Origin of the sequence: Cellulomonas soli, assembly GCF_013409305.1 — a bacterium.
GTDB lineage: Bacteria > Actinomycetota > Actinomycetes > Actinomycetales > Cellulomonadaceae > Cellulomonas > Cellulomonas soli.
Window position 1 is genome coordinate 2843562 of record NZ_JACBZJ010000001.1, and the last position, 25485, is coordinate 2869046.

At 72.1% G+C, this 25485-nt stretch carries 28 protein-coding genes and 1 tRNA gene; 22 read left to right on the top strand and 7 right to left on the bottom strand.

Annotation, left to right across the window (positions count from 1 at the left end):
* The first annotated feature begins 78 nt into the window (after nucleotides 1-78).
* The 14 genes from BKA22_RS13100 to BKA22_RS13165 all read left to right on the top strand — a co-directional run bounded on the left by BKA22_RS13100 (nucleotide 79) and on the right by BKA22_RS13165 (nucleotide 10689).
* Nucleotides 79-327, top strand: a complete 249-nt coding sequence (locus BKA22_RS13100; protein ID WP_146953778.1) for an ATP synthase subunit C-like protein — start codon at nucleotides 79-81, stop codon at nucleotides 325-327.
* Nucleotides 328-356: 29 nt separating this feature from the next.
* Nucleotides 357-1367 (top strand): hypothetical protein, encoded by a 1011-nt coding sequence (locus BKA22_RS13105; protein WP_179561777.1) that lies wholly within the window; start codon nucleotides 357-359, stop codon nucleotides 1365-1367.
* Entirely contained in the window at nucleotides 1364-2860 is a 1497-nt protein-coding gene (locus BKA22_RS13110) for a F0F1 ATP synthase subunit alpha (RefSeq protein WP_179561778.1), read from the top strand. The genes BKA22_RS13105 and BKA22_RS13110 overlap by 4 nt, the downstream gene beginning before the upstream one ends.
* Complete coding sequence (locus BKA22_RS13115; RefSeq protein WP_146953776.1) at nucleotides 2857-3810, top strand: F0F1 ATP synthase subunit gamma; 954 nt, start codon at nucleotides 2857-2859, stop codon at nucleotides 3808-3810. The genes BKA22_RS13110 and BKA22_RS13115 overlap by 4 nt, the downstream gene beginning before the upstream one ends.
* Nucleotides 3803-5191 (top strand): F0F1 ATP synthase subunit beta, encoded by a 1389-nt coding sequence (gene atpD, locus BKA22_RS13120; protein ID WP_146953775.1) that lies wholly within the window; start codon nucleotides 3803-3805, stop codon nucleotides 5189-5191. Before BKA22_RS13115 ends, atpD begins: the two co-directional genes overlap by 8 nt.
* Nucleotides 5191-5619: an ATP synthase subunit epsilon domain-containing protein gene (locus BKA22_RS13125; protein ID WP_146953774.1), complete on the top strand. Its 429-nt coding sequence runs from the start codon at nucleotides 5191-5193 to the stop codon at nucleotides 5617-5619. Before atpD ends, BKA22_RS13125 begins: the two co-directional genes overlap by 1 nt.
* A complete protein-coding gene (locus tag BKA22_RS13130; RefSeq protein WP_146953773.1) occupies nucleotides 5616-6209 on the top strand; it encodes a hypothetical protein in 594 nt (197 codons plus the stop codon). Before BKA22_RS13125 ends, BKA22_RS13130 begins: the two co-directional genes overlap by 4 nt.
* Nucleotides 6206-6589: a hypothetical protein gene (locus tag BKA22_RS13135; protein WP_146953772.1), complete on the top strand. Its 384-nt coding sequence runs from the start codon at nucleotides 6206-6208 to the stop codon at nucleotides 6587-6589. The genes BKA22_RS13130 and BKA22_RS13135 overlap by 4 nt, the downstream gene beginning before the upstream one ends.
* A gap of 115 nt (nucleotides 6590-6704) precedes the next feature.
* Nucleotides 6705-7193 carry a type II toxin-antitoxin system HicB family antitoxin gene (locus BKA22_RS13140; RefSeq protein ID WP_146953771.1) on the top strand — a complete coding sequence of 163 codons (489 nt, stop codon included), beginning with the start codon at nucleotides 6705-6707 and terminating at the stop codon, nucleotides 7191-7193.
* 93 nt (nucleotides 7194-7286) lie between these two features.
* The gene (locus BKA22_RS13145) at nucleotides 7287-8138 is read left to right on the top strand and encodes a DUF4097 family beta strand repeat-containing protein (RefSeq protein WP_146953770.1); all 852 of its coding nucleotides are present in this window, start codon (nucleotides 7287-7289) and stop codon (nucleotides 8136-8138) included.
* 81 nt (nucleotides 8139-8219) lie between these two features.
* On the top strand, nucleotides 8220-9068 hold the full coding sequence (locus BKA22_RS13150; protein ID WP_146953769.1) for an ABC transporter ATP-binding protein: 849 nt from the start codon (nucleotides 8220-8222) through the stop codon (nucleotides 9066-9068).
* Nucleotides 9065-9829, top strand: coding sequence for an ABC transporter permease (locus BKA22_RS13155; protein ID WP_146953768.1), 765 nt, complete (start codon nucleotides 9065-9067; stop codon nucleotides 9827-9829). Before BKA22_RS13150 ends, BKA22_RS13155 begins: the two co-directional genes overlap by 4 nt.
* A gap of 42 nt (nucleotides 9830-9871) precedes the next feature.
* Nucleotides 9872-10336 (top strand): GNAT family N-acetyltransferase, encoded by a 465-nt coding sequence (locus BKA22_RS13160; RefSeq protein WP_146953767.1) that lies wholly within the window; start codon nucleotides 9872-9874, stop codon nucleotides 10334-10336.
* Complete coding sequence (locus BKA22_RS13165) at nucleotides 10333-10689, top strand: VOC family protein (RefSeq protein WP_146953766.1); 357 nt, start codon at nucleotides 10333-10335, stop codon at nucleotides 10687-10689. Before BKA22_RS13160 ends, BKA22_RS13165 begins: the two co-directional genes overlap by 4 nt.
* 197 nt (nucleotides 10690-10886) lie before the next feature.
* Here the strand turns inward: BKA22_RS13165 and BKA22_RS13170 are convergent, their stop codons facing one another.
* From BKA22_RS13170 to BKA22_RS13185, 4 genes are all read right to left on the bottom strand, one after another.
* The gene (locus BKA22_RS13170) at nucleotides 10887-11363 is read right to left on the bottom strand and encodes a hypothetical protein (protein WP_146953765.1); all 477 of its coding nucleotides are present in this window, start codon (nucleotides 11361-11363) and stop codon (nucleotides 10887-10889) included.
* A 322-nt stretch (nucleotides 11364-11685) separates the two neighbouring features.
* On the bottom strand, nucleotides 11686-11946 hold the full coding sequence (locus BKA22_RS13175; protein ID WP_146953764.1) for a hypothetical protein: 261 nt from the start codon (nucleotides 11944-11946) through the stop codon (nucleotides 11686-11688).
* Nucleotides 11947-11973: 27 nt separating this feature from the next.
* Complete coding sequence (locus tag BKA22_RS13180) at nucleotides 11974-12213, bottom strand: RHS repeat-associated core domain-containing protein (protein ID WP_146953763.1); 240 nt, start codon at nucleotides 12211-12213, stop codon at nucleotides 11974-11976.
* Between the two features lie 25 nt (nucleotides 12214-12238).
* Nucleotides 12239-12943, bottom strand: a complete 705-nt coding sequence (locus BKA22_RS13185) for a leucine-rich repeat domain-containing protein (protein ID WP_146953762.1) — start codon at nucleotides 12941-12943, stop codon at nucleotides 12239-12241.
* 164 nt (nucleotides 12944-13107) lie between these two features.
* Between BKA22_RS13185 and BKA22_RS13190 the strand changes: the two genes are divergently transcribed.
* Both BKA22_RS13190 and BKA22_RS13195 read left to right on the top strand, forming a co-directional pair.
* Nucleotides 13108-13479: a PadR family transcriptional regulator gene (locus tag BKA22_RS13190; RefSeq protein WP_146953761.1), complete on the top strand. Its 372-nt coding sequence runs from the start codon at nucleotides 13108-13110 to the stop codon at nucleotides 13477-13479.
* A gap of 14 nt (nucleotides 13480-13493) precedes the next feature.
* Entirely contained in the window at nucleotides 13494-14288 is a 795-nt protein-coding gene (locus BKA22_RS13195) for a DUF1700 domain-containing protein (RefSeq protein ID WP_146953760.1), read from the top strand.
* 176 nt (nucleotides 14289-14464) lie between these two features.
* Here the strand turns inward: BKA22_RS13195 and BKA22_RS13200 are convergent.
* Both BKA22_RS13200 and BKA22_RS13205 read right to left on the bottom strand, forming a co-directional pair.
* A tRNA-Arg gene (locus BKA22_RS13200) sits at nucleotides 14465-14537 on the bottom strand.
* A gap of 53 nt (nucleotides 14538-14590) precedes the next feature.
* A complete protein-coding gene (locus BKA22_RS13205) occupies nucleotides 14591-15244 on the bottom strand; it encodes a FadR/GntR family transcriptional regulator (RefSeq protein WP_146953759.1) in 654 nt (217 codons plus the stop codon).
* Nucleotides 15245-15329: 85 nt separating this feature from the next.
* On the opposite strand from BKA22_RS13205, the gene argS reads away from it, so the two are divergent.
* The 6 genes from argS (at nucleotide 15330) to rho (ending at nucleotide 24407) form a co-directional block, all read left to right on the top strand.
* Nucleotides 15330-17009 (top strand): arginine--tRNA ligase, encoded by a 1680-nt coding sequence (gene argS / locus BKA22_RS13210; protein ID WP_146953758.1) that lies wholly within the window; start codon nucleotides 15330-15332, stop codon nucleotides 17007-17009.
* On the top strand, nucleotides 17006-18379 hold the full coding sequence (lysA, locus tag BKA22_RS13215) for a diaminopimelate decarboxylase (protein WP_179561779.1): 1374 nt from the start codon (nucleotides 17006-17008) through the stop codon (nucleotides 18377-18379). The genes argS and lysA overlap by 4 nt, the downstream gene beginning before the upstream one ends.
* 137 nt (nucleotides 18380-18516) lie before the next feature.
* Nucleotides 18517-19869, top strand: a complete 1353-nt coding sequence (locus BKA22_RS13220) for a homoserine dehydrogenase (RefSeq protein WP_146953756.1) — start codon at nucleotides 18517-18519, stop codon at nucleotides 19867-19869.
* A complete protein-coding gene (thrC, locus tag BKA22_RS13225; protein WP_146953755.1) occupies nucleotides 19869-20957 on the top strand; it encodes a threonine synthase in 1089 nt (362 codons plus the stop codon). The genes BKA22_RS13220 and thrC overlap by 1 nt, the downstream gene beginning before the upstream one ends.
* An 11-nt stretch (nucleotides 20958-20968) precedes the next feature.
* Entirely contained in the window at nucleotides 20969-21934 is a 966-nt protein-coding gene (gene thrB, locus BKA22_RS13230; RefSeq protein ID WP_146953754.1) for a homoserine kinase, read from the top strand.
* Nucleotides 21935-22217: 283 nt separating this feature from the next.
* Nucleotides 22218-24407, top strand: coding sequence for a transcription termination factor Rho (rho, locus tag BKA22_RS13235; protein WP_146953753.1), 2190 nt, complete (start codon nucleotides 22218-22220; stop codon nucleotides 24405-24407).
* 125 nt (nucleotides 24408-24532) lie between these two features.
* Here the strand turns inward: rho and BKA22_RS13240 are convergent, their stop codons facing one another.
* Nucleotides 24533-25390 (bottom strand): aminoglycoside 3'-phosphotransferase, encoded by an 858-nt coding sequence (locus BKA22_RS13240; protein WP_146953752.1) that lies wholly within the window; start codon nucleotides 25388-25390, stop codon nucleotides 24533-24535.
* Between the last annotated feature and the right edge of the window lie 95 nt (nucleotides 25391-25485).

Sequence of the window (25485 nt, forward strand, 5' to 3'; positions counted from 1 at the left end):
GTCTCATCATCCGTCGTGCCCCGGCCGATAGGGAGGTGTCCGGGGCACCCCCCGGACGGACGAGGTGGAAGGGCGAGCATGAACGAGAGCGTCGTCGCGGCCAGCGTGCTGGGCGCGGCACTGGTCGTGGGTCTCGGTGTGCTCGGCGCCTGCATCGGGCAGGGCCATGCGGTGGCCCGCGCGATCGAGTCCCTGGGCCGCAACCCCAACGCGCGCAGCGTCGTGATGAACGTCCTGATCATCGGCCTGGTCACGATGGTCGTGCTCATGCTGTTCGCCCTGGCCATCGCCGTCGTCCTGCTCTACCTCAACCCGTTCGTCGGTTGAGCCGCGCGGCGGACCGGGAGGCGAGTGACGTGAGCGACCTGACGACGCAGCTGGTCGTCGTCCTCGTGCTCGCCGTGACCGCGCTGGCCGCGACGGGCCTCGCGCGCCGGTTGCTGCACACCGTGGACCGCGCGCACGACGCGGACCTGGCCTTCTTCCGTGCGGGTTACGCCGGTGCGTCCACGGCGCAGCGTGAGCTCACCCAGCAGCTGGAGGACGCCCTCGCCAGGCTCGAGGAGGCGCAGCAGGCCGGCGAGCGGGAGCGCGCCGCGGCGGTCTACGCGGCCAACCGCGCCGAGGTGCTCGAGCAGGAGGTCCACGGGCTGCGTGAGCGGGCCGTGGTCGCCGGCCGGGTCGTCGGTGGCGTCGCCGGGCAGTCGGGTGCCGAGCTCGAGTCCTTGTTCGACGACCTCGTGCCGCGCTACCTGGACGCCGAGGAGGCGCTGTTCCGCGAGGCCATCGAGACGCACCAGCGGATCGTCGACACCCGGATCGCGAGCCTGGCGCTGCCCTTCCGTGAGATCCCCGCGCTGCTGGCGGCGCTGACCCTGCCGGAGGTCGACTCGTACCTGGCCTCCGCCGAGCTCTTCCTGAGCCGGGCACGCGACTTCGGTCTGCGCACCCGGGTGTTCGCCCGCAGCGCCTCGCCCCGGGAGGCGGGCGAGCTGCTCGCCGGCCTGGGGCTGCTGGCGGGGTGCGACGAGCAGTTCCGGCACTCGGCCCCCGTCCTGGTGCACCGCTACGGCCATGCCGACGTCGAGGACCTGGTGGACAGGTTGCGGCGGTGCGCGCAGCTGGCACGCAGCGGCGCCCGTCCGGTGGTCCGGGTGCCCAGCAGCGACGGGCTGCCGGCGGTCCGGCGGCTGCTCGCCGACGCCGGCGCGGATGCGGCGGCACGCTGCGAGGTCGACCGCCACCTGCTGGCGGGTGTGGTCGTCGACTCCGAGCTCGGCTACGTCGACCTGTCGCTGCGTCAGCTCGCGACCACCTCGGCGTGGGACGGCGGGCACCCGGGTCTGATGAGGCAGGTGAGCGTGTGACGAACCTCGTGGATCTCTCCCAGGCCGGTCTCGGCGGGTTCGGTGACGTGTACGGCGAGCTCGGTGCCGTCACGGAGGTCGCCGACGGCGTGGTGTTCTGCTCCGGCCTGCTCAGGGCGCGCCTCAACGAGGTCGTGCTGATCGACGGCACGCACCGCGGCGTGGTCGTCCTGCTCACCGAGGACTTCGTCGGCATCGGCGTGCTGTCCCGTGGCAGGGACGCGGTCAAGGAGGGCTCGACCGTCGAGCTGACCGGTGAGCTGTTCACCGCGACGGTCAGCGGTGACATCGCCGGGCGGGTCCTGGACTGCTCGGGGGCGCCGGTGGACGGCGGTCGCCGCCTGAGCGGCACGGTCGGTCGCGCCGCGTTCGCCGAACCGCCCGCGCTGAGCGCGATCGCGCGGGTCGACCGCCCGCTCGAGACCGGCATCGTCGCGATCGACGCGGTCACGCCGATCGGCAAGGGGCAGCGTCAGCAGATCCTCGGGGACAGGGCCACGGGCAAGACCCAGCTCGTCATGGACATCATCGTCAACCAGCGCGGCAAGCGGGTGCGGTGCCTGTACGTGGCGCTCGGCTCGCGGATCAGCGAGGTCTCGGTCCTGTGCGACCAGCTGCGCGTGCGCGGTGCGATGGAGTACACGACCGTCGTCCTCGCGCCGGCGGACGCCTCGCTCACGGAGATCTACCTCGCCCCGTACTACGCCGCAGCCCTCGCCGAGCAGCTGCGGGACGCCGGTGAGGACGTGCTGCTGGTCTTCGACGACCTCACGGCGCACGCCGACGCGTACCGGTCGATCGCGCTGCTGCTGCGACGCACCCCGGGGCGCGAGGCCTACCCGGGCGACGTGTTCTACCTGCACGGCAGCCTGCTCGAGCGTGGCGCGCAGATGACCGAGGAGCGGGGCGGCGGGTCGATCACCATGCTGGCCCTCGTCGACACGCTCTCCGGCGACCTGACCGGGTACATCGCCTCGAACGTCATGTCGATCACCGACGGCCAGATCGCGCTGTCGACGACGCTGGCCAACGAGGGTCAGATGCCCCCGATCGACCTGGGCCCCTCGGTGTCCCGGATCGGCCGGGACGCGCAGTACCCGGTGGTCGCCCGGCTCACCGGCGGTCTGCGCCGGGTCCTCGCGGCCTACGAGGACCTCAAGCCCATGCTCATGTACGACAACGCGCTGAGCGAGGCCCAGCGTGGTCAGGTCGCCGCCGCCCGTGCGATCCGTGCGGTCCTGGCGCAGCGGGCCTGGCAGCCCGTCCGGCTGGGCGAGCTGGTCGTCCTGCTCTGGGCCCTGCAGGAGGGCGTCCTCGCGGCGCTTCCGGTCTGGGACATGGCCGTGATGCGCGACCTGCTGGTCAAGGTCGCGAACGAGTCGGAGGACTACCCGGACTTCGAGGACTCGATCCGTCAGATCGACCGGCTGGCCGAACCGCATCTGGAGTTCCTGCGCGCGGTCGTCGAGGCCGCGCGGGCGAGGTTGGGATGAGCACGACCGCGCTCAAGGCGCTGTCGGACGAGATCGACTCCCTGGAGGCGACGAGCCAGGTCGTGCACGCGTTCGAGCTGCTGGCCATGGTGCACCTGCCGGAGCTGCGCAGGCAGGTCGACGCGGTCCGGGCGTACACGGACGCGGTGCTGCACTCCATCGCGGAGATCGCCGAGCACGGCGAGCTGCGGTACTCGGTCGAGGCCGAGGGGCAGGGTCGTCGTGACCTCGTCGTGCTGATCACCTCGTCGATGGGCATGTGCGGCTCGTACAACCAGGACGTCTTCGCGGCGCTGGAGAAGCGTCGGCAGGCCGAGCGGGCCGAGCAGGCCGAGCGGGCCGGAGGTGTCGAGGGTGCCGAGGGTGCTGCCGGTGCCGTCGACGAGGCGGACTACCTCGTCATCGGCAGCCGCGGGCTGCGCTACCTCGCCGAGCGTCACCAGGCGGTCCTGGGGTCGTACGACCTGGCGCTGGAGCGTGTCGACGTCGTCACGGTCGCGGGCCTGGCCGCCGCGGCGGTCGACCGGGTCCGCTCGGGTCTCAACCGCCGTGTCCTGGTCGCCTACACCCACTACGAGGACGTGGTGACGTTCGCGGCGCGGGTCGTCCAGCTCTACCCGCTGCACCTGCCGCCGCCGCGGCCGACCGACGTGCACGCCCCCGTGGTCGACTTCGAGCTCGAACCTGCCGAGGTGCTCGCGCAGTTCGTCGACACCTACGCGATCGGGCAGCTGTTCGCGTGGGTGCGGCACGCGGTGGCCTCCGAGTACGGCATGCGACGGATGACCACGAACCTGTCCAAGCGCGCGCTGCGCGACTCGTTGACCGAGCGGCGCCGGCACTACCGCAAGGTCCGCATGGCCGCCGAGTCGGCCGAGCTGCTGGACGTCCTGAGCAGCCAGCAGGCCGTCCGTGGACGCCGCACGACCAGGGGAGCGCGTGATGACTGAGCAGTCCACCGCCGTGCGTCGGGGCACGGTCACCGGCGTCAACGGGTTCATCCTCGATGCGCTGTTCGCCAACCAGGAGCTGCCCGAGATCGGTGCCGCGCTGGAGTACACGGGTCCGTCGGGCACCTATGCCGCCGAGGTCGTCGCGCACGTCGGGCTGGACACGGTGCGGGCCAACGCGATCGGCGAGACGAGCGGTGTGCGGCGCGGCCAGGAGGTGCTGACGACCGGTGCGCCGATGTGCTTCCCGGTGGGGGACGGGCTGCTCGGACGTCGTCTGGACGCCCGCGGTACGCCGACCGACGACCGCGGTCCGCTGCAGTTCAGCGAGCTGCGTCCGATCGCCCGGCCCGCCCCGGCGCTGGCCGAGCTGTCCAGCCGTCGCGAGATCATCCGGACGGGCATCCGTGCGATCGACGTGATGTGCCCGATCCTGCGTGGCGGCAAGGCGGGGCTGTTCGGCGGGGCCGGCGTCGGCAAGTCGGTGCTCATCCAGGAGCTCATGCTCAGCATCGGCACGACCGGCGGCGTCTCGGTGTTCGCGGGCGTCGGCGAGCGCGGCCGCGAGGGTGTCGAGCTGTATCGCGAGCTGACCGAGTCCGGGGCGCTGGAGTCGACGGTGATGGTCCTGGGCCGGATGTCCGAGGCCCCCGGGGTGCGGATCCAGGCGGCCTACGCCGGGCTCACCGCGGCGGAGTACTTCCGTGACGACGCCGGCCGCGACGTGCTGTTCTTCGTCGACAACGTGTTCCGCATGCTGCAGGCCGGGGCCGAGGTGTCGACCCAGCTGGGCAAGGCGCCGATCATCGGCGGCTACCAGCCCACGCTGGCGGCCGAGATCGGCCGGTTCGAGGAGCGGATCGCGTCGACCACGAAGGCCGCGATCACCTCGATCCAGGCGGTCTTCCTCCCGGCCGACGACATCGACGACCCGTCCGCGGTGGCCACGTTCGCCCACCTGGACTCGACGGTCGTGCTGTCCCGGGCGGTCGCGGCGTCGGGCATCTACCCGGCGATCGACCCCTTGGCGTCGACCTCGCGGGGCCTGGACCCGACGCTCGTCGGCCACCGTCACTTCCAGGTGGCCACGGCGGCGCGCGCCTGCCTGCAGCGGTTCTCCGAGATCGAGGAGATCGTGGCGATCGTCGGGCTGGAGGAGCTGGGGGCGGCCGACCGCAAGACGGTCCGGCGGGCGAGGATGATCCGCAACTACCTCGCGCAGCGGCTCGTCGTCTCGGAGCGCTACACCGGTGAGCCGGGTGTGGTCGCCGACCTGGCCGCCAGCCTCGACGTGCTGGAGGGCATCTGCGAGGGCAGCTACGACGACCGCGACGACGCGGAGTTCCTGTACGTCGCCCAGCTGCCGCCGGCGGGTGCCTGATGCAGATCCGTGCGATCAGCCCGGCCGGGGTGCGGCTCGAGGGCCCGATCGAGTCGCTGACGGTCGACACCTCCACGGGCCAGCAGACGATCCTCGACGGGCACTCGGCGTTCATCGGGCTGTTCTCCCGCTCGTGCGTGCGCGTCGTGCTCGACCCGGGGGAGGTCGAGCAGCGCACCACCGAGATGTGGGCGGCGCACGGCTACGTGCACGTGCTCGACGGTGACGTGCTCGTCGTGGCCCTCGGCTTCGGCGACAGCGAGCAGGAGCTGGACGAGCTGGTCCTGGCGATCGAGGCGGCGCGGCAGACCCCGCCGCCGACCGAGCCCGTGGCGCCCGTCCAGCCCGTGCGGTCGCGGCGTGGCGGCTCGCGCGACGAGGTGCCGCACCAGCGCGCGGCCGTGTCGAGCGACGAGGTGCGGGTGTGAACGGCCTGGTCGTGGCCGCGCTGGCGGTGACCGTCGTGGTCGCGCTCGGTCCGGGTCTGCTCCTGGCGGCGCTGGTGCGGGTGCCGCGCACCCGGCTCGCCACGGCGGCGCGCCTGACCCGCGGCCGCGAGCTGGCGCACCTCGACGCCCCGTCGTGGTCCGCGCTGTCGGTGTTCGTGGGGTCGTCGGTCGGCTGGTCGGTCATGGTCGTGGCGCAACCCGTCCGCTTCCCGTACGCCGTCGTCCTGACCTGGTCGGTGACGCTCGTGGTGCTCCTGGGTGTCGCGCACGTCGGCCAGGTGCGACGCGGTCGTCGTCGGCCGGGGCGCTTCCTGGCCGAGCACCTGATCGGTCTGGGCGGGATCGTGGCGGCCGTCGGCGGTGTGCTGCTGGTCGCGCTCGCGGTGCGCCAGGTGCTGCTGGGCACGTGGACCGCGATGGGCGTGGTCGCCGCGCCGGTGCTCCTCGTGCTCGTCGTGGTGGTCGCGGCCCTGCTCACCGAGCTGCTCGCCTGGTGCGCGCAGTACCGGGTGCGCTCGGTGCGGGTGCTGGCCGACCCGGTGCTGCTGCGACCGCGGGGGTCGTCGTGAGGCGCCGCGCGGTGCTCGTGCTCCTGGCGGTGGGTGCGCTCGCGGGGTGCACGCAGCCCGAGCCGCTCGTGCAGTCCGACCCTGACTTCTGCTCCCGGCTCATCGCCGGGGTCGCGGACTACACCGACTTCGCCACCGCGGTGATCGGCGGTGGCGAGGTGACGGCCGCCGAGCGGGACGTCGCCACCGGCTACGTCGAGTCGTTGCGCGCCGGCGCCCCTGACGACCAGGAGGTCGTCGACGCCCTCGAGGTGTTCACCACGCCGTACGAGGTGGACCGGGCGGCGCAGGGTCAGGACGACACGGCCCCGGAGCCGGTCGACGCCGACGCGTTGAGCGCGGCCACGTCGACGCTGCTGACGGCCTGCTCCACGCAGTAGGCGACTGCGGCGCGAGCGGGGCATGGGTTCCTCGGACGCGCAGGTGACACCACTCTGACGAGATCTGACACCACAAGGGGTTGACCTGACACCATCGTGGTGTCAGGCTGGTGCCATGGAACTGGGACAGTACGTCACCGACCTCCAGCGTCAGCTGGTGGACGCCGCGGACAACGGCACCGAGGAGACCCGCGCGGTCGCCGAACGGCTCGTCGCCGGGCTCGACTCCGCGGTCCGGCTCGTGCTGCTCGACGTCCTGTCGGCGGCAGCCGGCGAGATCACCCGTGACCTCGCACCCGGTTCGGTCGACCTGCGGCTGCGCGGCCGCGAGGTCGAGTTCGTCGTCGCCCAGTCGAGCAGCGAGCCCGCCGACGACGACCAGCAGCCGGCCCCCCTCGACCTCGACGACGTGAGCACCTCCCGCACGACCCTGCGCCTGCCCGACGCCCTCAAGGCGCGGGTCGACGAGGCGGCGACGGCCGACGGGCTGTCCGTCAACACCTGGCTGGTCCGTGCGGTCGCGGCTGCGCTCCAGCCCAAGCAGCGACGATCCGCGCAACGTGCGCTGCGCACCGGCGACAGCTTCGCCGGCTGGGCGCGCTGACCGCCCGGCCACACCCCACCACCTCCAGCAGCCCCACCAGCCACGCGACCCGCGGGGCCGGGCGAGCACACCCAGACACGGGGAGAGACCAGCATGCCCACGTACCAGACCCCCACCCCGATCGACCTGGCCATCAACCTGCCGGTCGGCGCGATCGACGTCATCGCCACCGACCGCACGGACACGGTCGTCACGGTGACGCCCACCAACCCCTCCCGGGCCGTCGACCGCCGAGGCGCGGAGGAGACCAAGGTCGACCTCGACCTCGACAGCCGGCGGCTGACCGTCACGGGACCCAAGCCCCGGCTCAGCTGGATCGGCCCGACCGAGTCCGTCGACGTACGGGTCGAGCTGCCGTCGGGGTCACGGTTCACCGCCGAGATCTCCGTCGGCGGCCTGCGGACCGTCGGCCGCCTGGGTGCCACCCGGATCAAGAACTCGACGGGGCCCGTGGACGTCGACGCCGTCGGCGACCTGTGGGTGCGTGCCTCGCACGGCAACGTCACCGCGGGCACCGTCGACGGCGGGTGCGAGATCATCGCCGACCACGGCCAGATCCGGCTGGGCGCCGTCACGGGCGACGCGCTGCTCAAGGCCTCCCACGGCTCCGTCCGGATCGGGGAGTCCGGCGGCGACGTCGAGGCCAAGCTCTCCTACGGCGACCTGGAGATCGAGAAGGCGCTGGGCTCCGTGACCGCGAAGACCGCCTACGGCGCCATCGAGCTGAACGAGGTCACGACCGGCTCCGTCCAGGTCGAGAGCGGGTACGGCCAGGTCACCATCGGCGTCCGGCCCGGTGTGCCTGCATGGCTCGACCTGTCGTCCCGGGACGGGCACGTGCGCAACCGGCTCGACGGCGACCGCGCCCCGGAGGCGGGCGAGGAGTCCGTCGCGGTGCGAGCACGCACCCGGTCCGGCTCCATCACCGTCCAGCGCGCCCGCTGAGCACACGCCGGCGGCCCCGCCGGCCCCGCCAGCTCCACCAGATCCCGCACGTCCACCCGTCCAGCGGAAGAGGTGACACCCATGACCAGCACATCCACGAACGCACGGGGCCGGGAACCGGCCATCCGTGTGCAGGGCATCGAGAAGTCGTTCGGCGAGCTGCACGTCCTGCGGGGCGTGGACCTCGAGGTGGCGACCGGCTCCGTCTTCGCCCTGCTCGGCTCGAACGGCGCCGGCAAGACCACGATGATCCGGATCCTGTCCACGCTGCTGCGCCCCGACGCGGGCACGGCCGCCGTCCACGGGGCCGAGGTCACCGCGGACGCGCTGCGAGTCCGGGAGTCCATCAGCCTGACCGGGCAGTTCGCCGCGGTCGACGAGATCCTCTCGGGCCGGGAGAACCTCGTGCTCGTCGCCCGGCTGCGGCACCTGAAGGACCCCGGCCGGATCGCCGACGACCTGCTGGCGCGGTTCAGCCTCACCGAGGCCGCCGCGCGCCGGGTCGCGACGTACTCCGGAGGCATGCGCCGCCGGCTCGACATCGCCATGAGCCTCGTCGGGCGGCCGAGCGTGATCTTCCTCGACGAGCCGACCACCGGCCTCGACCCCGAGGCGCGGCTCGAGGTGTGGCAGATCGTCCAGGAGCTGGCCGAGCAGGGCACCACGATCCTGCTCACCACGCAGTACCTGGAGGAGGCCGAGCAGCTCGCCGACCGCATCGCGATCCTGCACGAGGGTCGCATCATCGCCGACGGCACCCTCGCCGAGCTCAAGGCGCTGCTCCCGCCGGCGACCGTCGAGTACGTGGAGAAGCAGCCGAGCCTCGAGGACGTCTTCCTCGCCCTCGTGGGCACCGGCAGCGCCAGCAGCACGGGAAGCACCGCAAGCACCGCAAGCACCGACGAAGCAGCACGGAAGGAGCAGTCATGAGCGCCACCCACGTCGTCGCCGACACCGCCGTCCTGACGGGTCGCTCGATGCAGCACATCACCCGCAGCGTCGACACGATCATCACGACCGCCGTCACCCCGATCGCCATCATGGTGCTGTTCGTCTACGTCTTCGGCGGGGCGATCGAGACGGGCACCGACAGCTACGTCGACTACCTGCTCCCGGGGATCCTGCTCATCGCCATCGCGTCCGGCATCGCCTACACGGCCGTGCGGTTGTTCACGGACCTGCAGAGCGGGATCTTCGAACGGTTCCACTCCATGCCGGTCGCGCGCTCGTCCGTGCTGTGGGCGCACGTGCTGACCTCGCTGGCCGCCAACGCCATCACGGTCGTCATCATCGTGCTCGTCGGCCTCGCGATGGGCTTCCGCACCTCGGCCGGGCCCGCGGCCTGGCTCGCCGTCGCCGGCATCCTGGTGCTGTTCACCCTCGCGCTGACCTGGGCCGCCGTCATCGCCGGTCTGACCGCCAAGTCCGTGGACGGTGCCGCAGGCTTCTCCTACGTGCTGATCTTCCTGCCGTTCATCAGCTCGGCCTTCGTCCCCACCGACACGATGCCGGCCCCCGTACGGGCCTTCGCCGAGAACCAGCCGGTCACGTCGATCGTCGACACCATCCAGGCGCTGTTCGCCCAGGAGCCCGTCGGCAGCGACATCTGGGTCGCCCTCGCCTGGTGCGTCGGCATCCTCGTCGTCGCCTACCTGTTCGCGATGTCGGCCTACCGGCGCCGGATCAGCTGACGCGCGCCGCGTCCACGGCGCCACGCAGTAGCGTCACCGTGCGTGACACCGACCTACCACCGCGCACCGCTGGCCGACCTCGACCCGCACGTGCTGTACCGCGTGCTGCGCCTGCGCGTGCAGGTCTTCGTCGTCGAGCAGGACTGCGCGTACGAGGACCTGGACGGCCGCGACCTGGAACCCGGTGCCGAGCTGCTGTGGGCGGCCGACGGCGACGAGGTCGTCTCGACCGTGCGTGTGCTGCACGAGCCGGCCGCCCTCCGCATCGGACGGGTCGCGACCGCCCCGGCGGCCCGGTCACGCGGGGTGGCCGCCGAGCTCATGCGACGGGCGGTCGATCGCTGCACCCAGCTGGACCCCGCCGCGAGCATCGTCCTCGACGCCCAGGCGCACCTGGCGGCCTGGTACGCCCGGTTCGGGTTCGTCGTGGACGGCGAGCCCTTCGAGGAGGACGGCATCCCGCACCTGCCGATGCGGCGGCCCGGGGGATCGGGGCACGGCGCATGAGCGTCGACCTCGCCGAGGTCTGCTTCCTCACCCGCGACGTGCCGCGACTGGCCGCCTTCTACCGCGACCTGCTCGGCACCCCGAGCGACGGCGACGACCCCGTCCACCAGACGTTCGAGCAGAACGGCCTGCAGATCTCGATCCAGCGGGACGACTCCACCGAGCCCGAGGGCCGACAGCGCCTCGTCATCGCGTTCACGGTCGACGACGTCGACACCGAGCACGAACGGCTGCGCGGCCTCGGGGTCCAGGTCCTCGAACCGCCGACGACCCGTCCGTGGGGCGCCCGCAACCTGGTCGTCGCCGACCCCGACGGGAACCGCGTCTACCTGCGCACGCTGCTGGTCGGGTGACCTCGGCGATGACCTGCAGGGTGGCGGCGTCGCTCAGCGACCGGGTCGACGGCGACCGGGCCTGGTGTGCGGCATAGGTGCTCGGGGCTGCCTGCAGGTCCTTGCAGATCGGCTCGCCCCGAACGGTCCTTGCGCTCGTCGACGAACGTGACGATCACCGGCTCGCTCGCGGTCGAGGCGACGAATCGGGCGCGCGGCTACCGGGCCTCGACGCCAAGGATCGTTCTGACTCTCAGTTCCTTGATCAGTGGCGATCCAACGCCCGAGAGGCCCTCCGCCAGTGCCAAACGAAAACGCACCGTGTCTACGTCGAGCGTTGTGATCGTCATCACGACGTTCGGCCCGTGAATTCGGATCTCATTCCCCGACTTCAGGACCCAGTCCCTCTCTATGGCGACAACGTCTGTCAATGGCAGGACGGTTGTGCGCCAGACGGTTCTCCGGGTGATCGCGGTTGCGTCGACCGTCAGAACCTCCGGTGGGCGGAGTGCGAAGGCGGCCGCGAGGCATGCGGCGAGGATGAGCGTCGCCTTCAGCCAGCTGAACTCACCAGAAGTAGCCAGAAGTCCAACAAAGATGGCGGCGATCGCCGCTCCTGCGCTGATGAATGTGAGGGCGGTCACCTCCATGAGGTGCACGGGTTCCCCTGCCTCATTGTCCCGTAGCTCGTTCACGAGATCATGTCCTTACCGAACGTACTGATGTTGGAAGGAGAGCGAGTTGGAGGCGAGGGAGATTCCCGCGACGGCAGCGTGCCGGCGATTCCAGGTTCGGCATATGGTTCCTGCCCTCTTCGATGCGATGCCGAACGCTCTGCTCCGGGCGGCCCGGTCCGGCGCCGAGAGCGCCGTGCGTGATGGTGCATCCGCCTACCATCGGATTCTTCGCGAGCACCCCGATCGCGCCAACGGCAGAGCCGCCACGCGTCAGCGCGCGAACCGCGACCAGATGCGAGACCCCACAAGCGGCTGCTGGCTGAGTCCGCTGCGCTGAGCGCTATTCCCAGGGCGTCGGAAGCTCGGCCCGTAGTCCCTCTACCAACTGCAGCAAGTCCCGCGCACCCCCGTCGCGCAGCTCGACCAGGAGACCGGCCGCCTGGTCCAACGCGTTGGATGCGTCGCCACCCGAGAACTCGTCGTGGTTCTGACGCCAACTGCTGAGCTGCTCGGGCAGAGCCAGACAGCGGACAAGCAACCCAATGCGGTCCGTCGCTCGAGCCAGTCCCTCGACCGCCTCTGTCCACTCGTTGTCATTCACGCAGCGAGCATAGCGAAGGCGCTTGCATCACGCCGCAATCAGAGAGGGGGAGGCGGCGCCCAAGGCGACTGTCACCGCTTGGCATGTTGGCAGCGGGCAGAATGCCGTTACGACCGATGCCATCGATAGCACGTCGCCGATCTCTCCCCAGTTGATCTTCTTCCCGTCGAGGTCGAATTGGCTGTTTGGGTCGGTGGGGTAGCTGTACCCGTTGTCCGCCCCGCCTTCGATCGGGTCGACACTCGTGAACTGTCCGAGCGTCGGCAAGGAGGCTCGTGCACCGCGAGAGGTATCACGGGTCGAGGCCGTCCCATGCCGTCAACGCCTGGAGTGCCTCGAGCGTGGGTGTCATCCCGCGCGTGCCCATCACGCGCAGGGACCTCAGCCGCGGCAGCGACACGATCGGCGAATAGTCACCGTCGTCGACGACGATGGTGTGGAGCCGTAGGCGCTCCAGATTCTGCATCGCGGCAAGGAAGCCGATCGAGTCGACGTGGGCGACCCGGATCGACATCCAGTCGCCGCCCAGCTCCAGGTCGCGCACCGAGGTCATCGCCCCGATCGCGTCGAGGACACGAGCGTGGCGAAGGGCGTCGATCTCCAAGGTCTCGACTGAGGTCAGCTCCGCCAGGGGGTCGATCGATCGCACGTTCGATGCTCCCCGGAGGCGCAGCTCAAGCAGGTCCGCCATGCCCGTGAGCGCATGCAGGTCGTCATAGTCGCCCCACTTCAGGGTGAGTCGGCGAAGCTGCGTCTGCCGGGCGAGTGCGTCGAAGAGTCGCTTCGGCGTACGAGTGACGAACTGAAGGTCCTCGATCGGCGACGGCCCGGCCTCGAAGAAGTCGGCCCAGTCGGTGACGATCCGCCGTGCCTGGGCTGTGGAGAACGCCGGTCCGAGCTGTGTCGCCGCGATCTGGACCTGGGTCTGACCCGCGTACTCGTCGACGGACGTGAGGATCGTCGGGTCATCCATCAGCGCTCCCAGATCCGTGTCCATGACTTGGCTCGGTCGCTCTCGTCGGCACCCCGCAGCTTCCCGGGCGATCATCTCAGCCCGCTCGCGGTCGCTACTTGGCGAAGGGCGCCTCTGGCGCCGGCTTGCTAGAGACCTCCCTACGAAACGACCGCGACGATCTTGCGGCACAAGATATCGTGCGTGGCATGGACGACAGCAGCACCAGTCAGCTGAGGCGTGGCGTCATAGGCCCGTGCATCTTGGCGCTTCTGGCCACAGGGCCCCGCTACGGGCTCCAGATAGTGAAGGAGCTCGACCAAGGCGGACGGCTCTTGACGAGCCAAGGGACCGTCTATCCGCTTCTGACCCGCCTGAGCGAGGCAGGTCTGATCCGAACAGCGTGGGAAGAGATCGAGAGCGGCCGCTCCCGACGCTATTACGAGCCGACGCCTGCCGGCCTGGCGCGTCTGGAGGAGTTCATCGGTGAGTGGTCCCGCTTCACGAGCACGGTGGACGCGCTCCTGACGCGGGCGCCTGACAGCGCCGTCCACGAAGGCGCCACCGAGGAGACGCGTTGACTGACCACCCACTCGTGACCGAGTACCTTCGGCGCCTCGGCCAGGCTTCTGCGCACGCTCCGATCGACCGTCGTGAAACCCTGTTCGGGGAAGTTGCGGAGCACCTGCGCGCAACGGTGCCGCTGAATGCGACCGACGAGTACGCCCGAAGGCTGCTCTCAGAGTTCGGATCCCCTGAGGACCTGGCTGCTGAGGCATTCGGCATGGCCGCCGGACCGGAACCGGCGAGCCGACACCGATGGCTGCGACCTGGCGGTGCTGTCGCGGTCGTCGTCGCCGCGGCCGGCGCCGCAATCGCGCTCGCAGTTACGGGTTCGACCGCTAGCACGGACGAGACGACCGTTGGTACGCCGGCAGTCGATGTCTCGGCGGTCACGCCTCCGGCGGTCGCCCTGCTGCAGCCAGGACCGCGGACTACCGAGGGACGCGCATACGCCGAGTACGCCCGCGAGATCGACTCCCTCCCGGCGCTGCCCGAAGGCGTGGACTATCCCGATGGTGTTCCGCCGCAGCTCGAGCCGACCGAGCCCGTCGTCGCCGAGACGGGGATCGGCGCGGTCGTCGCCGACTTCACGTGGCTCTGCATCTGGGAGAGCGAGTACCTCGATGCATACGACGCCGACGCGTTCGAGCGCGTCCTCGATGCCGAGCAAGCCTTGCGCTCGTGGGGTGACTTCACTCCACTTCCACCTGAGGACTTCGAGGGGTGGTCTCGGAACGTGCTCACACCGCTGCAGTTCGACGACCCCTCAGGGGTGCGTGCCGACCGCCTGCAGGCGTGCAATCAAGCTGGCATCCGCGTCCCCTGAGGCGCGGCGGTCAGGGTGGGGCGCCGACTCGTGCGGGTGCGCCGCGGTGATCTCAAGGCGATCCTGCGGCCGTGACGCGTCCGAGCACCGCGAGGTTCTAGGGGGCCAGACCCTCAGAAGTTCTGGCACGTGTCTAGCGCGTTGTCCGAGGCAACGCTCTGACCTGCAGTGATGGGTGCCCGCGAAAGGACTCGAACCTTCGACCTTCTGCTCCGGAGGCAGACGCTCTATCCACTGAGCTACGCGGGCGTTCACGCCGACCGCCTGAGCGGACCTGCGCGGTGCACGACACTACCAGCCGATCAGCGTTCCCCGAGGAGCGCCGACAGGTACCGGGACGTCTCCTCGACCGCGAGTGCGTCGTCACCGGCGACGATCGCGTCGACGAGGCCGTCGTGGGCGTCGTGCCCGTGGGTGTCGGTGACGAAGTTGAACCGGATGTTCTCGCCGATCGCGTCGAGCAGGTTCTCGTAGAGGCCGTTGAGCACGGGGTTGCCTGCGGTGCGCACGATGAGCCGGTGCAGGTCGAGGTCGGTGGAGACCATGCGCTCGAGGTCGCCGGCCTTGTAGGCGGCGGCGCGTTCGTCGCGGCGACGCAGCAGGGCGTTGGTGTCCTCGGCGGAGCGGCGGCGGGCGGCCAGGCGTGCGGCCTCGAGCTCGAGGGCGCGCCGGACCTCGATGACGTCACGCTGACGGGCCTCGGCGATGTGCCGGCCCATGGTGACGGCCATCTCGGAGGTCGAGAGGACGAACGTGCCCGAGCCCTGCCGGCGGGCCAGGAGCCCGGCGTGCACGAGGGACTGCACGGCTTCGCGGACGGTGTTGCGCCCGACGCCCAGCAGGTCGACCAGTGCGGGCTCCGGCGGGATCCGGGAGCCGACCGGCCACTCGCCGGAGACGATGCGGGAGCGCAGCTCACCGACCGTGGTGTCGATCAGCCCGGTGCGGCGCGTCATGCCTGGTCGTCTCGGTGTGCGGGCATGACCCGCAGTCAACCACGACGGCGAAGGGCGCGCGTCGAGGTTCCCCTACCCTTGTCGGGTGACTCCCGCTGAGCTCTCCCAGGCACTGCGTGCCGCCCTGCTGTCCGCCGTCGAGGACGGCACGTTCGCCCTCGCCGTCGAGGACGTCCCGGCGGAGGTCCGGGTGGAGCGACCCCGTCAGCGCGAGCACGGCGACTGGGCGTCGAACGTGGCGATGCAGCTGGCGAAGAAGGCGGGCACCAACCCGCGTGCGTTCGCCGAGGAGCTGGCGCGCCGCCTGGCGGACTTCCCCGGTGTGGCGAAGGTCGACGTGGCCGGCCCCGGGTTCCTCAACATCACGCTCGACGCGGCCGCCGCCGGCGAGCTGGCCCGCTCGGTCGTCGAGCAGGGGGCCGCGTATGGGAACAACGACACGTTCGCGGGCCTGCGGATCAACCTGGAGTTCGTCTCGGCGAACCCGACCGGCCCGATCCACATCGGTGGTGTGCGGTGGGCGGCCGTGGGCGACAGCCTGGCCCGTGTCATGGCGGCCTCGGGTGCGCAGGTCGAGCGCGAGTACTACTTCAACGACCACGGTGCGCAGATCGACCGGTTCGCGCGCTCGCTGCTGGCCCGCGCCCGCGGGCTGGACGCGCCGGAGGACGGCTACGGCGGGCAGTACATCTCCGACATCGCCGAGCGGGTCACCGCGATCGCGCTGGCCGACGGGCAGCCGGACCCGAAGACGCTGCCCGACGAGGAGGCCCAGGAGGTCTTCCGGGCACGTGGTGTCGAGCTCATGTTCGGCGAGATCCGCCAGTCGCTGCACGACTTCGGCGTGGACTTCGACGTGTACTTCCACGAGGACTCGCTGTACGAGTCGGGCGCGGTCGAGCGTGCGGTGGCGCGGCTGCGCGAGCTCGGGCACATCTTCGAGGCGGACGGCGCGACGTGGCTGCGCACCACGGCCTTCGGTGACGACAAGGACCGTGTGGTCCTCAAGTCGGACGGCAACGCCGCCTACATCGCCGGCGACATCGCCTACTACCTGGACAAGCGCGAGCGCGGGTTCGACCGCGTCCTGATCATGCTGGGCGCCGACCACCACGGGTACATCGGCCGGATGATGGCCGTCTGCGCGGCGTTCGGCGACACCCCGCACGAGAACCTCGAGCTGCTGATCGGCCAGATGGTCAACCTGGTCCGCGACGGGCAGCCGGTGCGGATGTCGAAGCGTGCGGGCACGGTCGTCACGATCGACGACCTGGTCGACGCGGTCGGTGTCGACGCCGCGCGGTACGCCTTGGCGCGCTCCTCGGCCGACTCGAGCATCGACCTCGACCTGGACCTGCTGACCCGCGCGACGAACGAGAACCCGGTGTTCTACGTGCAGTACGCGCACGCCCGCACGGTCAACGTGGCGCGCAACGCCGCGCAGTCCGGGGTGCGCCGCACCGACGGCTTCGACGCCTCGCTGCTGGACCACGAGACGGAGTCGGTGCTGCTGGGTCAGATCGCCGAGTTGCCGCGCGTCGTGGCGCAGGCCGCCGAGCTGCGCGAACCGCACCGGGTGGCCCGCTACCTGGAGGAGCTCGCCGGGGCTTACCACAAGTGGTACGACCAGCGCCGGGTCACGCCCTTCGGCGACGAGGAGGTCTCGGACGTGCACCGCACGCGCCTGTGGCTCAACGACGCCACCCGCCAGGTGCTGGCCAACGGTCTGGCGCTGCTGGGTGTGAGCGCGCCGGAGCGCATGTGAGCCTGGGTGAGCCGTGGTCGACCGGGGTGACCCGGGGCGACGACGGTGCGTTGCGGGTGGCCGGCCTGGACGTGCGCACGCTGGCCGCGCAGCAGGGGACCCCGGCGTACGTGCTCGACGAGGCGGACCTGCGCCGTCGCGCGCGGCACTACCGCGAGGCGTTCGAGCAGGCGTTCGCGCAGGTCGGCACCGGGGTCGACGTCTACTACGCCGGCAAGGCGTTCCTGTCGGTCGCGGTCGCCCGGTGGGTGCACGAGGAGGGCCTGCGGGTCGACACGTCCACCGGCGGAGAGCTGGCCACGGCGCTGCGGGCCGGTGTGCCCGGGGTCGACCTGGGGCTGCACGGCAACAACAAGTCCGACGCGGAGATCGAGGTCGCGCTCGAGGCGGGCGTCGGCCGGATCATCGTGGACTCCCTCGTCGAGATCGACCGGGTGGCCGCGGCGGCCCGGGCACGTGGGGCAGAGCCCGCGCCGGTGATGATCCGGGTGACCACGGGTGTGCACGCCGGTGGGCACGAGTACATCTCGACCGCGCACGAGGACCAGAAGTTCGGTCTGTCCATCGCCCGCGGTGCGCCCGGGGTCGACGGGGAGCCGGGCGACTCTCCGGCGATGACCGCGCTGCTGGCGGTGCTGGCCCGCCCCGAGCTGCGGCTGCTGGGCATCCACTCGCACATCGGCTCGCAGATCCTGGACCCGTCGGGGTTCACGGTGGCGGCACGCGCGGTGCTCACGCTGCGGGCGCAGCTCGCGGAGCGCACCGGTGTGCTGGTCGACGAGGTCGACCTCGGCGGCGGGTACGGCATCGCCTACCTGCCCGGTGAGGTCGCGCTCGACCCCGACCGGATCGCGAAGGAGGTCGCGTCCTCGGTCGAGGCGGTGGCCGCCGAGCTCGGCACGCCGCTGCCCCGGTTCTCGATCGAGCCGGGCCGGTCGATCGCCGGGCCTGCCGGGCTCACGCTCTACGCGGTCGGCACGGTCAAGCCCGTGCGGCTCGACGACGGCCGGGTGCGCACGTACGTCTCGGTCGACGGCGGCATGAGCGACAACATCCGGCCCGCCCTGTACGGCGCGCAGTACCACGCGGTGCTGGCCGACCGGGTCTCGACCGCGGAACCGGTCCTGGCCCGTGTGGTCGGCAAGCACTGCGAGAGCGGCGACATCGTGGTGCACGAGGTGCAGCTGCCCGGTGACGTGCAGGCCGGCGACCTGCTGGCCGTGGCGGCCACCGGTGCGTACGGACGGTCGATGGCCTCGAACTACAACCTGGTGCCGCGCCCGCCCGTCGTCGCGGTGCGTGAGGGCGCCGCGCGCGTGCTGGTGCGGCGCGAGACGGTCGAGGACCTGCTGGCGCTCGACCAGGGCTGAACCGGCCGGTCCCGTCCCTGCCGACCAGCGTCCGGACACGGGCCCGTGCGCCGGGGTCGGCCTCTATCCTGGGCCCGGCACCCGCACCCGTCGTCCGGACGTCGCGCGTGCCCATCCGTTCGTCGAGAGGGACAGCCGTGACCGCAACCGCACCCCAGGGTGACCGTCACGCGCCGTTGCGCGTCGCCGTGCTGGGCTGCGGCGTGGTCGGCACGCAGGTCGTGCGGCTGCTCACGACGCAGGCGGACGACCTCGCCGCCCGGGTCGGGGCGCCGTTGCAGCTCGTCGGGGTGGCCGTGCGCGACACGAGCGTCGAGCGCGACCCGGTCGTCGACCCGGCGCTGCTGACGGCCGACGCCGAGGGCCTGGTCACCCGGGCGGACGTCGTCGTGGAGGTCATGGGCGGCATCGAGCCGGCGCGCGGCCTGATCCTGCGGGCCATCGAGCACGGCGCCGCGGTCGTCACCGCCAACAAGGCGCTGCTCGCGCAGGACGGTCCGACGCTGTACGCGGCCGCCGACGCCGCGGGCGTGGACCTGTACTTCGAGGCCGCCGTCGCCGGCGCCATCCCGATCGTGCGCCCCGTGCGCGAGTCGCTCGTCGGCGACCGGATCCGGCGCGTGCTGGGCATCGTCAACGGCACGACCAACTACGTGCTCGACAAGATGGCCACCGAGGGGCTCGACCTGGAGCAGGCCGTCAAGGAGGCGCAGGCCCTGGGCTACGCCGAGGCCGACCCGACGGCCGACGTCGAGGGCTACGACGCCGCTGCGAAGGCCGCGATCCTCGCCTCGCTCGCGTTCCACACCCGCGTCTCGCTCGACGACGTCGACCGCGAGGGCATCACCGCCCTGACGGCCGACGACGTCGCGTGGGCCGCCCGCACCGGTCACGTGCTCAAGCTGCTCGCCATCGCCGAGCGCGGCGAGGCCGAGGACGGCACCCCGGGCGTGCAGGTCCGGGTGCACCCCGCGTTGGTGCCCGCCTCGCACCCGCTGGCCGGTGTGCGCGGGGCGTTCAACGCGGTGTTCGTCGAGGCCGAGGCCGCCGGCGAGCTCATGTTCTACGGCCGTGGCGCGGGCGGTGCGCCGACTGCGTCCGCGGTGCTCGGTGACGTCGTCTCGGTCGCCCGTCACCGCGTGCTGGGTGGCCGGGGTCCGGTCGAGTCCTCCTACGCCGACCTGCCCGTGCTGCCGGCCGAGGCGGCCCGCACCCGCTACCAGATGCGCCTCGACGTGGTCGACCGCCCGGGGGTGCTCGCGCAGGTCGCGGCGGTGCTGGCCGAGCACGGGGTGTCCATCGAGGCCGTGCGGCAGACGCCGGTCGGCGACGACGCGCTCGAGAACGCGCTGGCCGCCGGGGAGATCGCCCGGCTGGTCATCACCACGCATGCCGCGACCGAACGCGCGCTGCGCGGCACGGTCGAGTCGATCGAGGGGCTCGACGTCGTGCGTCGGGTCATCTCCGTCCTGCGAGTCGAAGGAGCCTGATGGCCCACCAGTGGCGCGGCATCATCGCCGAGTACGCCGACCGCCTGCCCGAGCACGTCCGTCGCACCGTGGTGACGCTGGGGGAGGGCGGCACGCCGCTCGTCCCCGCGCCGGTGCTCTCGCAGCGCACGGGTGCGCAGGTGTTCCTCAAGGTCGAGGGCATGAACCCGACCGGTTCCTTCAAGGACCGCGGCATGACGACCGCGATCTCGGCCGCGGCCGACCGCGGTGCCCGAGCCGTGGTGTGCGCCTCGACGGGCAACACCTCGGCGTCGGCCGCCGCCTACGCCACGCGCGCCGGCATGGTCTGCGCGGTGCTCGTGCCCGACGGCAAGATCGCGATGGGCAAGCTCAGCCAGGCCGTCGCGCACGGTGCCCGCCTGCTGCAGGTCGACGGCAACTTCGACGACTGCCTCGTGGCCGCCCGCAAGCTCGCCGAGGCCCACCCGGTCGAGCTGGTGAACTCGGTCAACCCCGACCGCATCGAGGGGCAGAAGACCGCGTCGTTCGAGGTCGTCGACGTGCTGGGCGACGCGCCCGACATCCATGTGCTGCCCGTCGGCAACGCCGGCAACATCACGGCCTACTGGCGCGGCTACCGCGAGTACGCGGGTCTGGACGCCGGTGCGGCGCACACTGCGGTCGCGACCCGGACCCCGGCCATGTGGGGCTTCCAGGCCGCCGGTGCCGCCCCGATCGTGGCGGGTCACCCGATCACCGAGCCGGAGACCATCGCCACGGCCATCCGGATCGGCAACCCCGCCTCCTGGACGCAGGCCGAGCAGGCGCGCGACGTCTCCGGCGGGCTCATCGAGGCCGTGACCGACGAGGAGATCCTCGCCGCGCACCGGGTGCTGTCCGCCCAGGAGGGCGTGTTCGTCGAGCCGGCGTCCGCCGCCGGCGTGGCGGGTCTGCTGCGCCTGTCGGACGAGGGCCGGGTTCCCTCGGGTGCACGCATCGTCATCACGGTGACCGGGCACGGCCTGAAGGACCCGCAGTGGGCGCTGCGCACGCCGGACGGCAGCGAGGTCACCCCGCTGCGGGTCACGGCGGACGTCGTGTCCATCGCCGACGCCCTCGGCCTGTAGGGCGGATGGCGGTGCGCCTGCGTGCGGACCACGTCCGCGTCCGTGTCCCTGCGACGAGCGCGAACCTGGGTCCCGGCTTCGACGCCCTCGGCCTGGCCCTCGGCCTGCACGACGAGCTCGAGGTCCGGGCGCTGGGTGGCCCGGGCGTGCGGGTCGAGGTCACGGGTGAGGGCGCAGGCCAGGTGCCCGACGACGAGAGCCACCTGGTGGTGCGGGCCCTGCGGGTCGCGCTCGACCACGTCGGTGCCCCGCAGGCCGGGCTGCACCTGATCTGCCGGAACCGGATCCCGCACGGCCGCGGGCTCGGCTCGTCCGCCGCGGCCGTGGTCGCCGGGCTGGTGGCTGCCCGTGCGCTCGTCTCGGAGCCGGGGGTGCTCGACGACGACGTGGTCCTCGACCTGGCGACGGGTATGGAGGGGCACCCGGACAACGCGGCGCCGGCCCTGCTCGGTGGCGCGACGGTCGCCTGGACGCAGGACGGACCCGCCGGTGCGCCCTCGGTGGTACGGGCAGCGGCCCTCGCGGTGCACCCGGACGTCGTGCCCGTCGCGATCGTCCCCTCGGTGCACCTGTCGACGCGGACGGCGCGCGGCGTGCTCCCGACCACCGTGCCGCACACCGACGCGGCGTTCCAGGCCTCGCGTGCGGCACTGCTGGTCGAGGCGCTCGGCCGCCGGCCCGACCTGCTGCTGCCGGCGACGCAGGACCGCCTGCACCAGGAGTACCGCCGTGCGGTGATGCCGGACTCGCTCGCGCTCGTCGACGCGCTCCGTGCGCGCGGTGTCGCCGCGGTCGTCTCGGGTGCGGGGCCGACCGTGCTCGTGCTGGCCCGCCGCACCGGCGCGGCTCCGGACGGCACCGTGACCACGGACGCGGACGACGCCGTGGACGCGGCGTTCGGTGGTGCCATGACCGGCTGGCGCATCCTCCCGCTCCCGGTCGACGTCACCGGCGCACAGGCGTCGGCGCTGGGCTGACTTGGCTCCGCGCACCCGACACCGGGCAGCAGGCAGCGGTGCTATTGTCGGGGCGTTCCCCGGGGCTCGTCTTGTACCTGCGCCCCTCCTCCCGTCCGTCGGCTCTTGGTCGTGCGTGCCCGGGACGGTGGACCAGTGAGAGCTGACCAGCCGGGAGCATTCCAGCTCGTGTGCGTGGACGTCGTCGTACGCCGCATGCGTGCCCCCACACCACCCCGGACCACTCCGGGGTCAGGCCGACGCCCATGCAGGGCGCGTGCCTCCGACGAGGGAAGGGTCCTTCGTGACTGACACCATCGAACCCGCCGTGAGCACCTCCGGCGGGTCCGCCCCGAGCGGCTCGATCGCCGCTCTGCGCCTGCCGGAGCTGCAGGCGCTCGCGTCCCAGCTGGGCGTGAAGGGCACCTCCAAGATGCGCAAGGGCGATCTCGTCCAGGCCATCTCCGCCGCCCGCGGCGGCTCGCGCCCCCAGGCGCTCGAGCCGCGCCGGACCGGCGAGACCGTCGCGGTCGCCGAGACCACCGGTCGCACCCGCAGCCGTGCCCAGGCCCCGGTCCCGGCCACCGAGTCCACGCCGAACCAGGCCCCGGCTCAGTCCTCGGCCCAGGCACCGACACAGGTTCCGGCGGCCACCGCGCCGGCCGAGGAGCGCGCACCGCGAGTCGCGGCGTCGAACGAGCCCGCCGGTTCCGACGACGCGAGCGCGACACGCGCTCGTCAGGGTCGCGCGGGCCGCGGCGACGTCCTGGCCGGCCTCGAGGCCGCGCTGGACGCCCGCACGTCCGAGGGCGACCGCCGTGAGGACGACCGTGCGGCGCGCGCCGCCGAGGCCGTCGGTGCCGTGACCGGCGAGCGCCGTTCGCGCCGCGCGGGCCGAGGCGTCGGCGCCCCGCGTGGTGACGGCGAACAGGTCGAGCCCGCCCAGCAGAACGGTCAGCAGCCGGTCGCCCGCGCGGACGAGCAGACCGAGGGTCGCGCGCAGCGTGACCAGCAGCGCCCGCTGCGTGAGGGCGGCCAGGCGCGCCAGCAGGTGAACCAGCAGGGCAGCCAGCAGGGCACGGCGCAGGGCAACCAGACGGCCGCGCAGCAGAGCGGTCAGCAGGCTCCGCAGCGCGACGGCCAGCAGACCCAGCCCGGCGGCTACGACGACGGCGACGAGCGTGGCGGCCGCCGTCGGCGCTCGCGTGACCGCTACCGCGACCGTGACCGCGACCGCAAGCGCGGCCGTACGCGCCCGGGCGCGGGCGAGCTCGCCGGCCTGGACGACATCGAGGTCACCGAGGACGACGTCCTGCTTCCCGTGGCGGGCATCCTCGACGTGCTCGACTCCTACGCCTTCGTGCGCACCTCGGGCTACCTGCCGGGCGCGAACGACGTCTACGTCTCGCTCGGTCAGGTCAAGAAGTCCGGCCTGCGCCGCGGCGACGCGATCACGGGCGCGGTGCGTCAGCCGCGCGAGGGCGAGCAGCCCCCGCCGCTGCAGGGCAACCGCCCGAACAAGTTCAACGCGCTGGTGCGCCTGGACACCGTCAACGGCATGGCACCCGACGAGGCGCGCAACCGTCCGGAGTTCACCAAGCTCACGCCCCTGTACCCCCAGGAGCGGCTGCGTCTCGAGAGCGACGTGACCCGTCTGACGCCGCGCGTGATCGACATCGTCGCGCCGATCGGCAAGGGTCAGCGCGGCCTCATCGTCGCGCCGCCCAAGGCCGGCAAGACGATCATCATGCAGCAGATCGCGAACGCCATCACGACCAACAACCCTGAGGTCCACCTCATGGTCGTGCTCGTGGACGAGCGGCCCGAAGAGGTCACCGACATGGAGCGGACGGTCAAGGGCGAGGTCATCGCCTCGACGTTCGACCGCCCCGCCTCGGACCACACGATCGTCGCCGAGCTGGCCATCGAGCGCGCCAAGCGCCTGGTCGAGCTGGGTCAGGACGTCGTCGTGCTGCTCGACTCGCTGACGCGTCTGTCGCGGGCGTACAACCTGGCGGCGCCCGCCTCGGGCCGCATCCTGTCCGGTGGTGTGGACGCCTCGGCGCTGTACCCGCCCAAGCGGTTCTTCGGCGCGGCGCGCAACATCGAGAACGGTGGCTCGCTGACGATCCTCGCCTCGGCGCTCGTGGAGACCGGTTCCAAGATGGACGAGGTCATCTTCGAGGAGTTCAAGGGCACCGGGAACATGGAGCTGCGCCTGTCGCGCTCCCTGGCCGACAAGCGGATCTTCCCGGCGGTCGACGTCAACGCCTCGGGCACGCGGCGCGAGGAGATCCTCATCGCACCCGACGAGCTCAAGATCATCTGGAAGCTGCGTCGCGTCATGGGGGCGCTCGACCAGCAGCAGGCGATCGAGCTGCTCATCGGCAAGCTGCGCGACACGAAGTCCAACGTCGAGTTCCTGCTGCAGGTGCAGAAGACGACGCCGGGCGGACCGGGCGCGGACGAGAAGTCCGGCCGCGTCGTCATCTGACGCTCGTCCGTCCTGCCAGGCGACGGCCTCGTCCTCCTTCCGGGGGTCGGGGCCGTCGCCGTGTCACCAGGGCCGTGGCCTCGCGGACCCGGCGACAGCCGGCCGGTGCGGCCGGGAGCGGGTTCTCAGGACAGGTCCCACAGCAGGCGGTAGTAGGCGCTCTTGCGAGGGTCGGCGGCGATGCCGTAGGCGTCGAGGAGCTCGGCCTCCAGGCCCGGCACGTCGGTGCCGAAGTTCCAGCCGAGCGACCAGGTCGCGACCGCCAGGTCGGCCCACCGGTCCGCGACGCCGAGCCGCCCCAGGTCCACCAGACCCGCCCAGCGCCCGGCAGCGTCGATCAGCGTGTTGGGTGCGCACGCGTCGCCGTGGCAGACGACCGGATCAGGCTCGGGAACGTCGGCGAGCAGGGCGAGCGCACGGGTGGCGTCGAGCGAGCGGTGCTCGGGATGCCAGGTCGAGGGACCCTCACCCGCTGCGACCCGGCCGCGTGCGGCCGCGAGCCGCTGCTCGGCCGACCACACGAACGGGCACGAGGCGACCGGTGCCGCGTCGTGCAGCCGTCGCAGCCCCGCACCGATCGCCCGGGCCGCGGTCCGGGGCTCGGCCCGCCACCGGTCGGCGACCGCCGGGTCGGCGTCGATCGCGCGGGTCACGAGCCACGCCCCGGAGCCGTCGGAGCCGTGCGTGACGACGTCAGGCACCCGGACCCCGGGCACCTGCTCCGCGACCCACGCCAGCCGCTGCGCCTCCGCCTCGAGATCGGGGCCGTCGGCGGGGGACCACTTCAGGTAGAGGGTGGGTCGCCCGTCAGGGTCGAGAGCACGCCACGTGAACCCGCCGGCCTCGTTGTGCCAGACCGCCTCGAGCGGTGCGCCGACGGCGAACCGGGCCACGGCCGCCGGGACCGGCACGTCCGACGCGGGCGGCCCGGCCAGCCGAGGTTCCGTGTCGCGGCCACGGGTGCGTGCGTCTGGTCCCGGCATGCGTCGAGCGTAGGCGGACCGGTCGGGCACGCCCCGGGCCGTTCGGCGCAGCAGACCCGGCGGATGATTTCGGGCCCCGCCATGGTTCTGGCAGA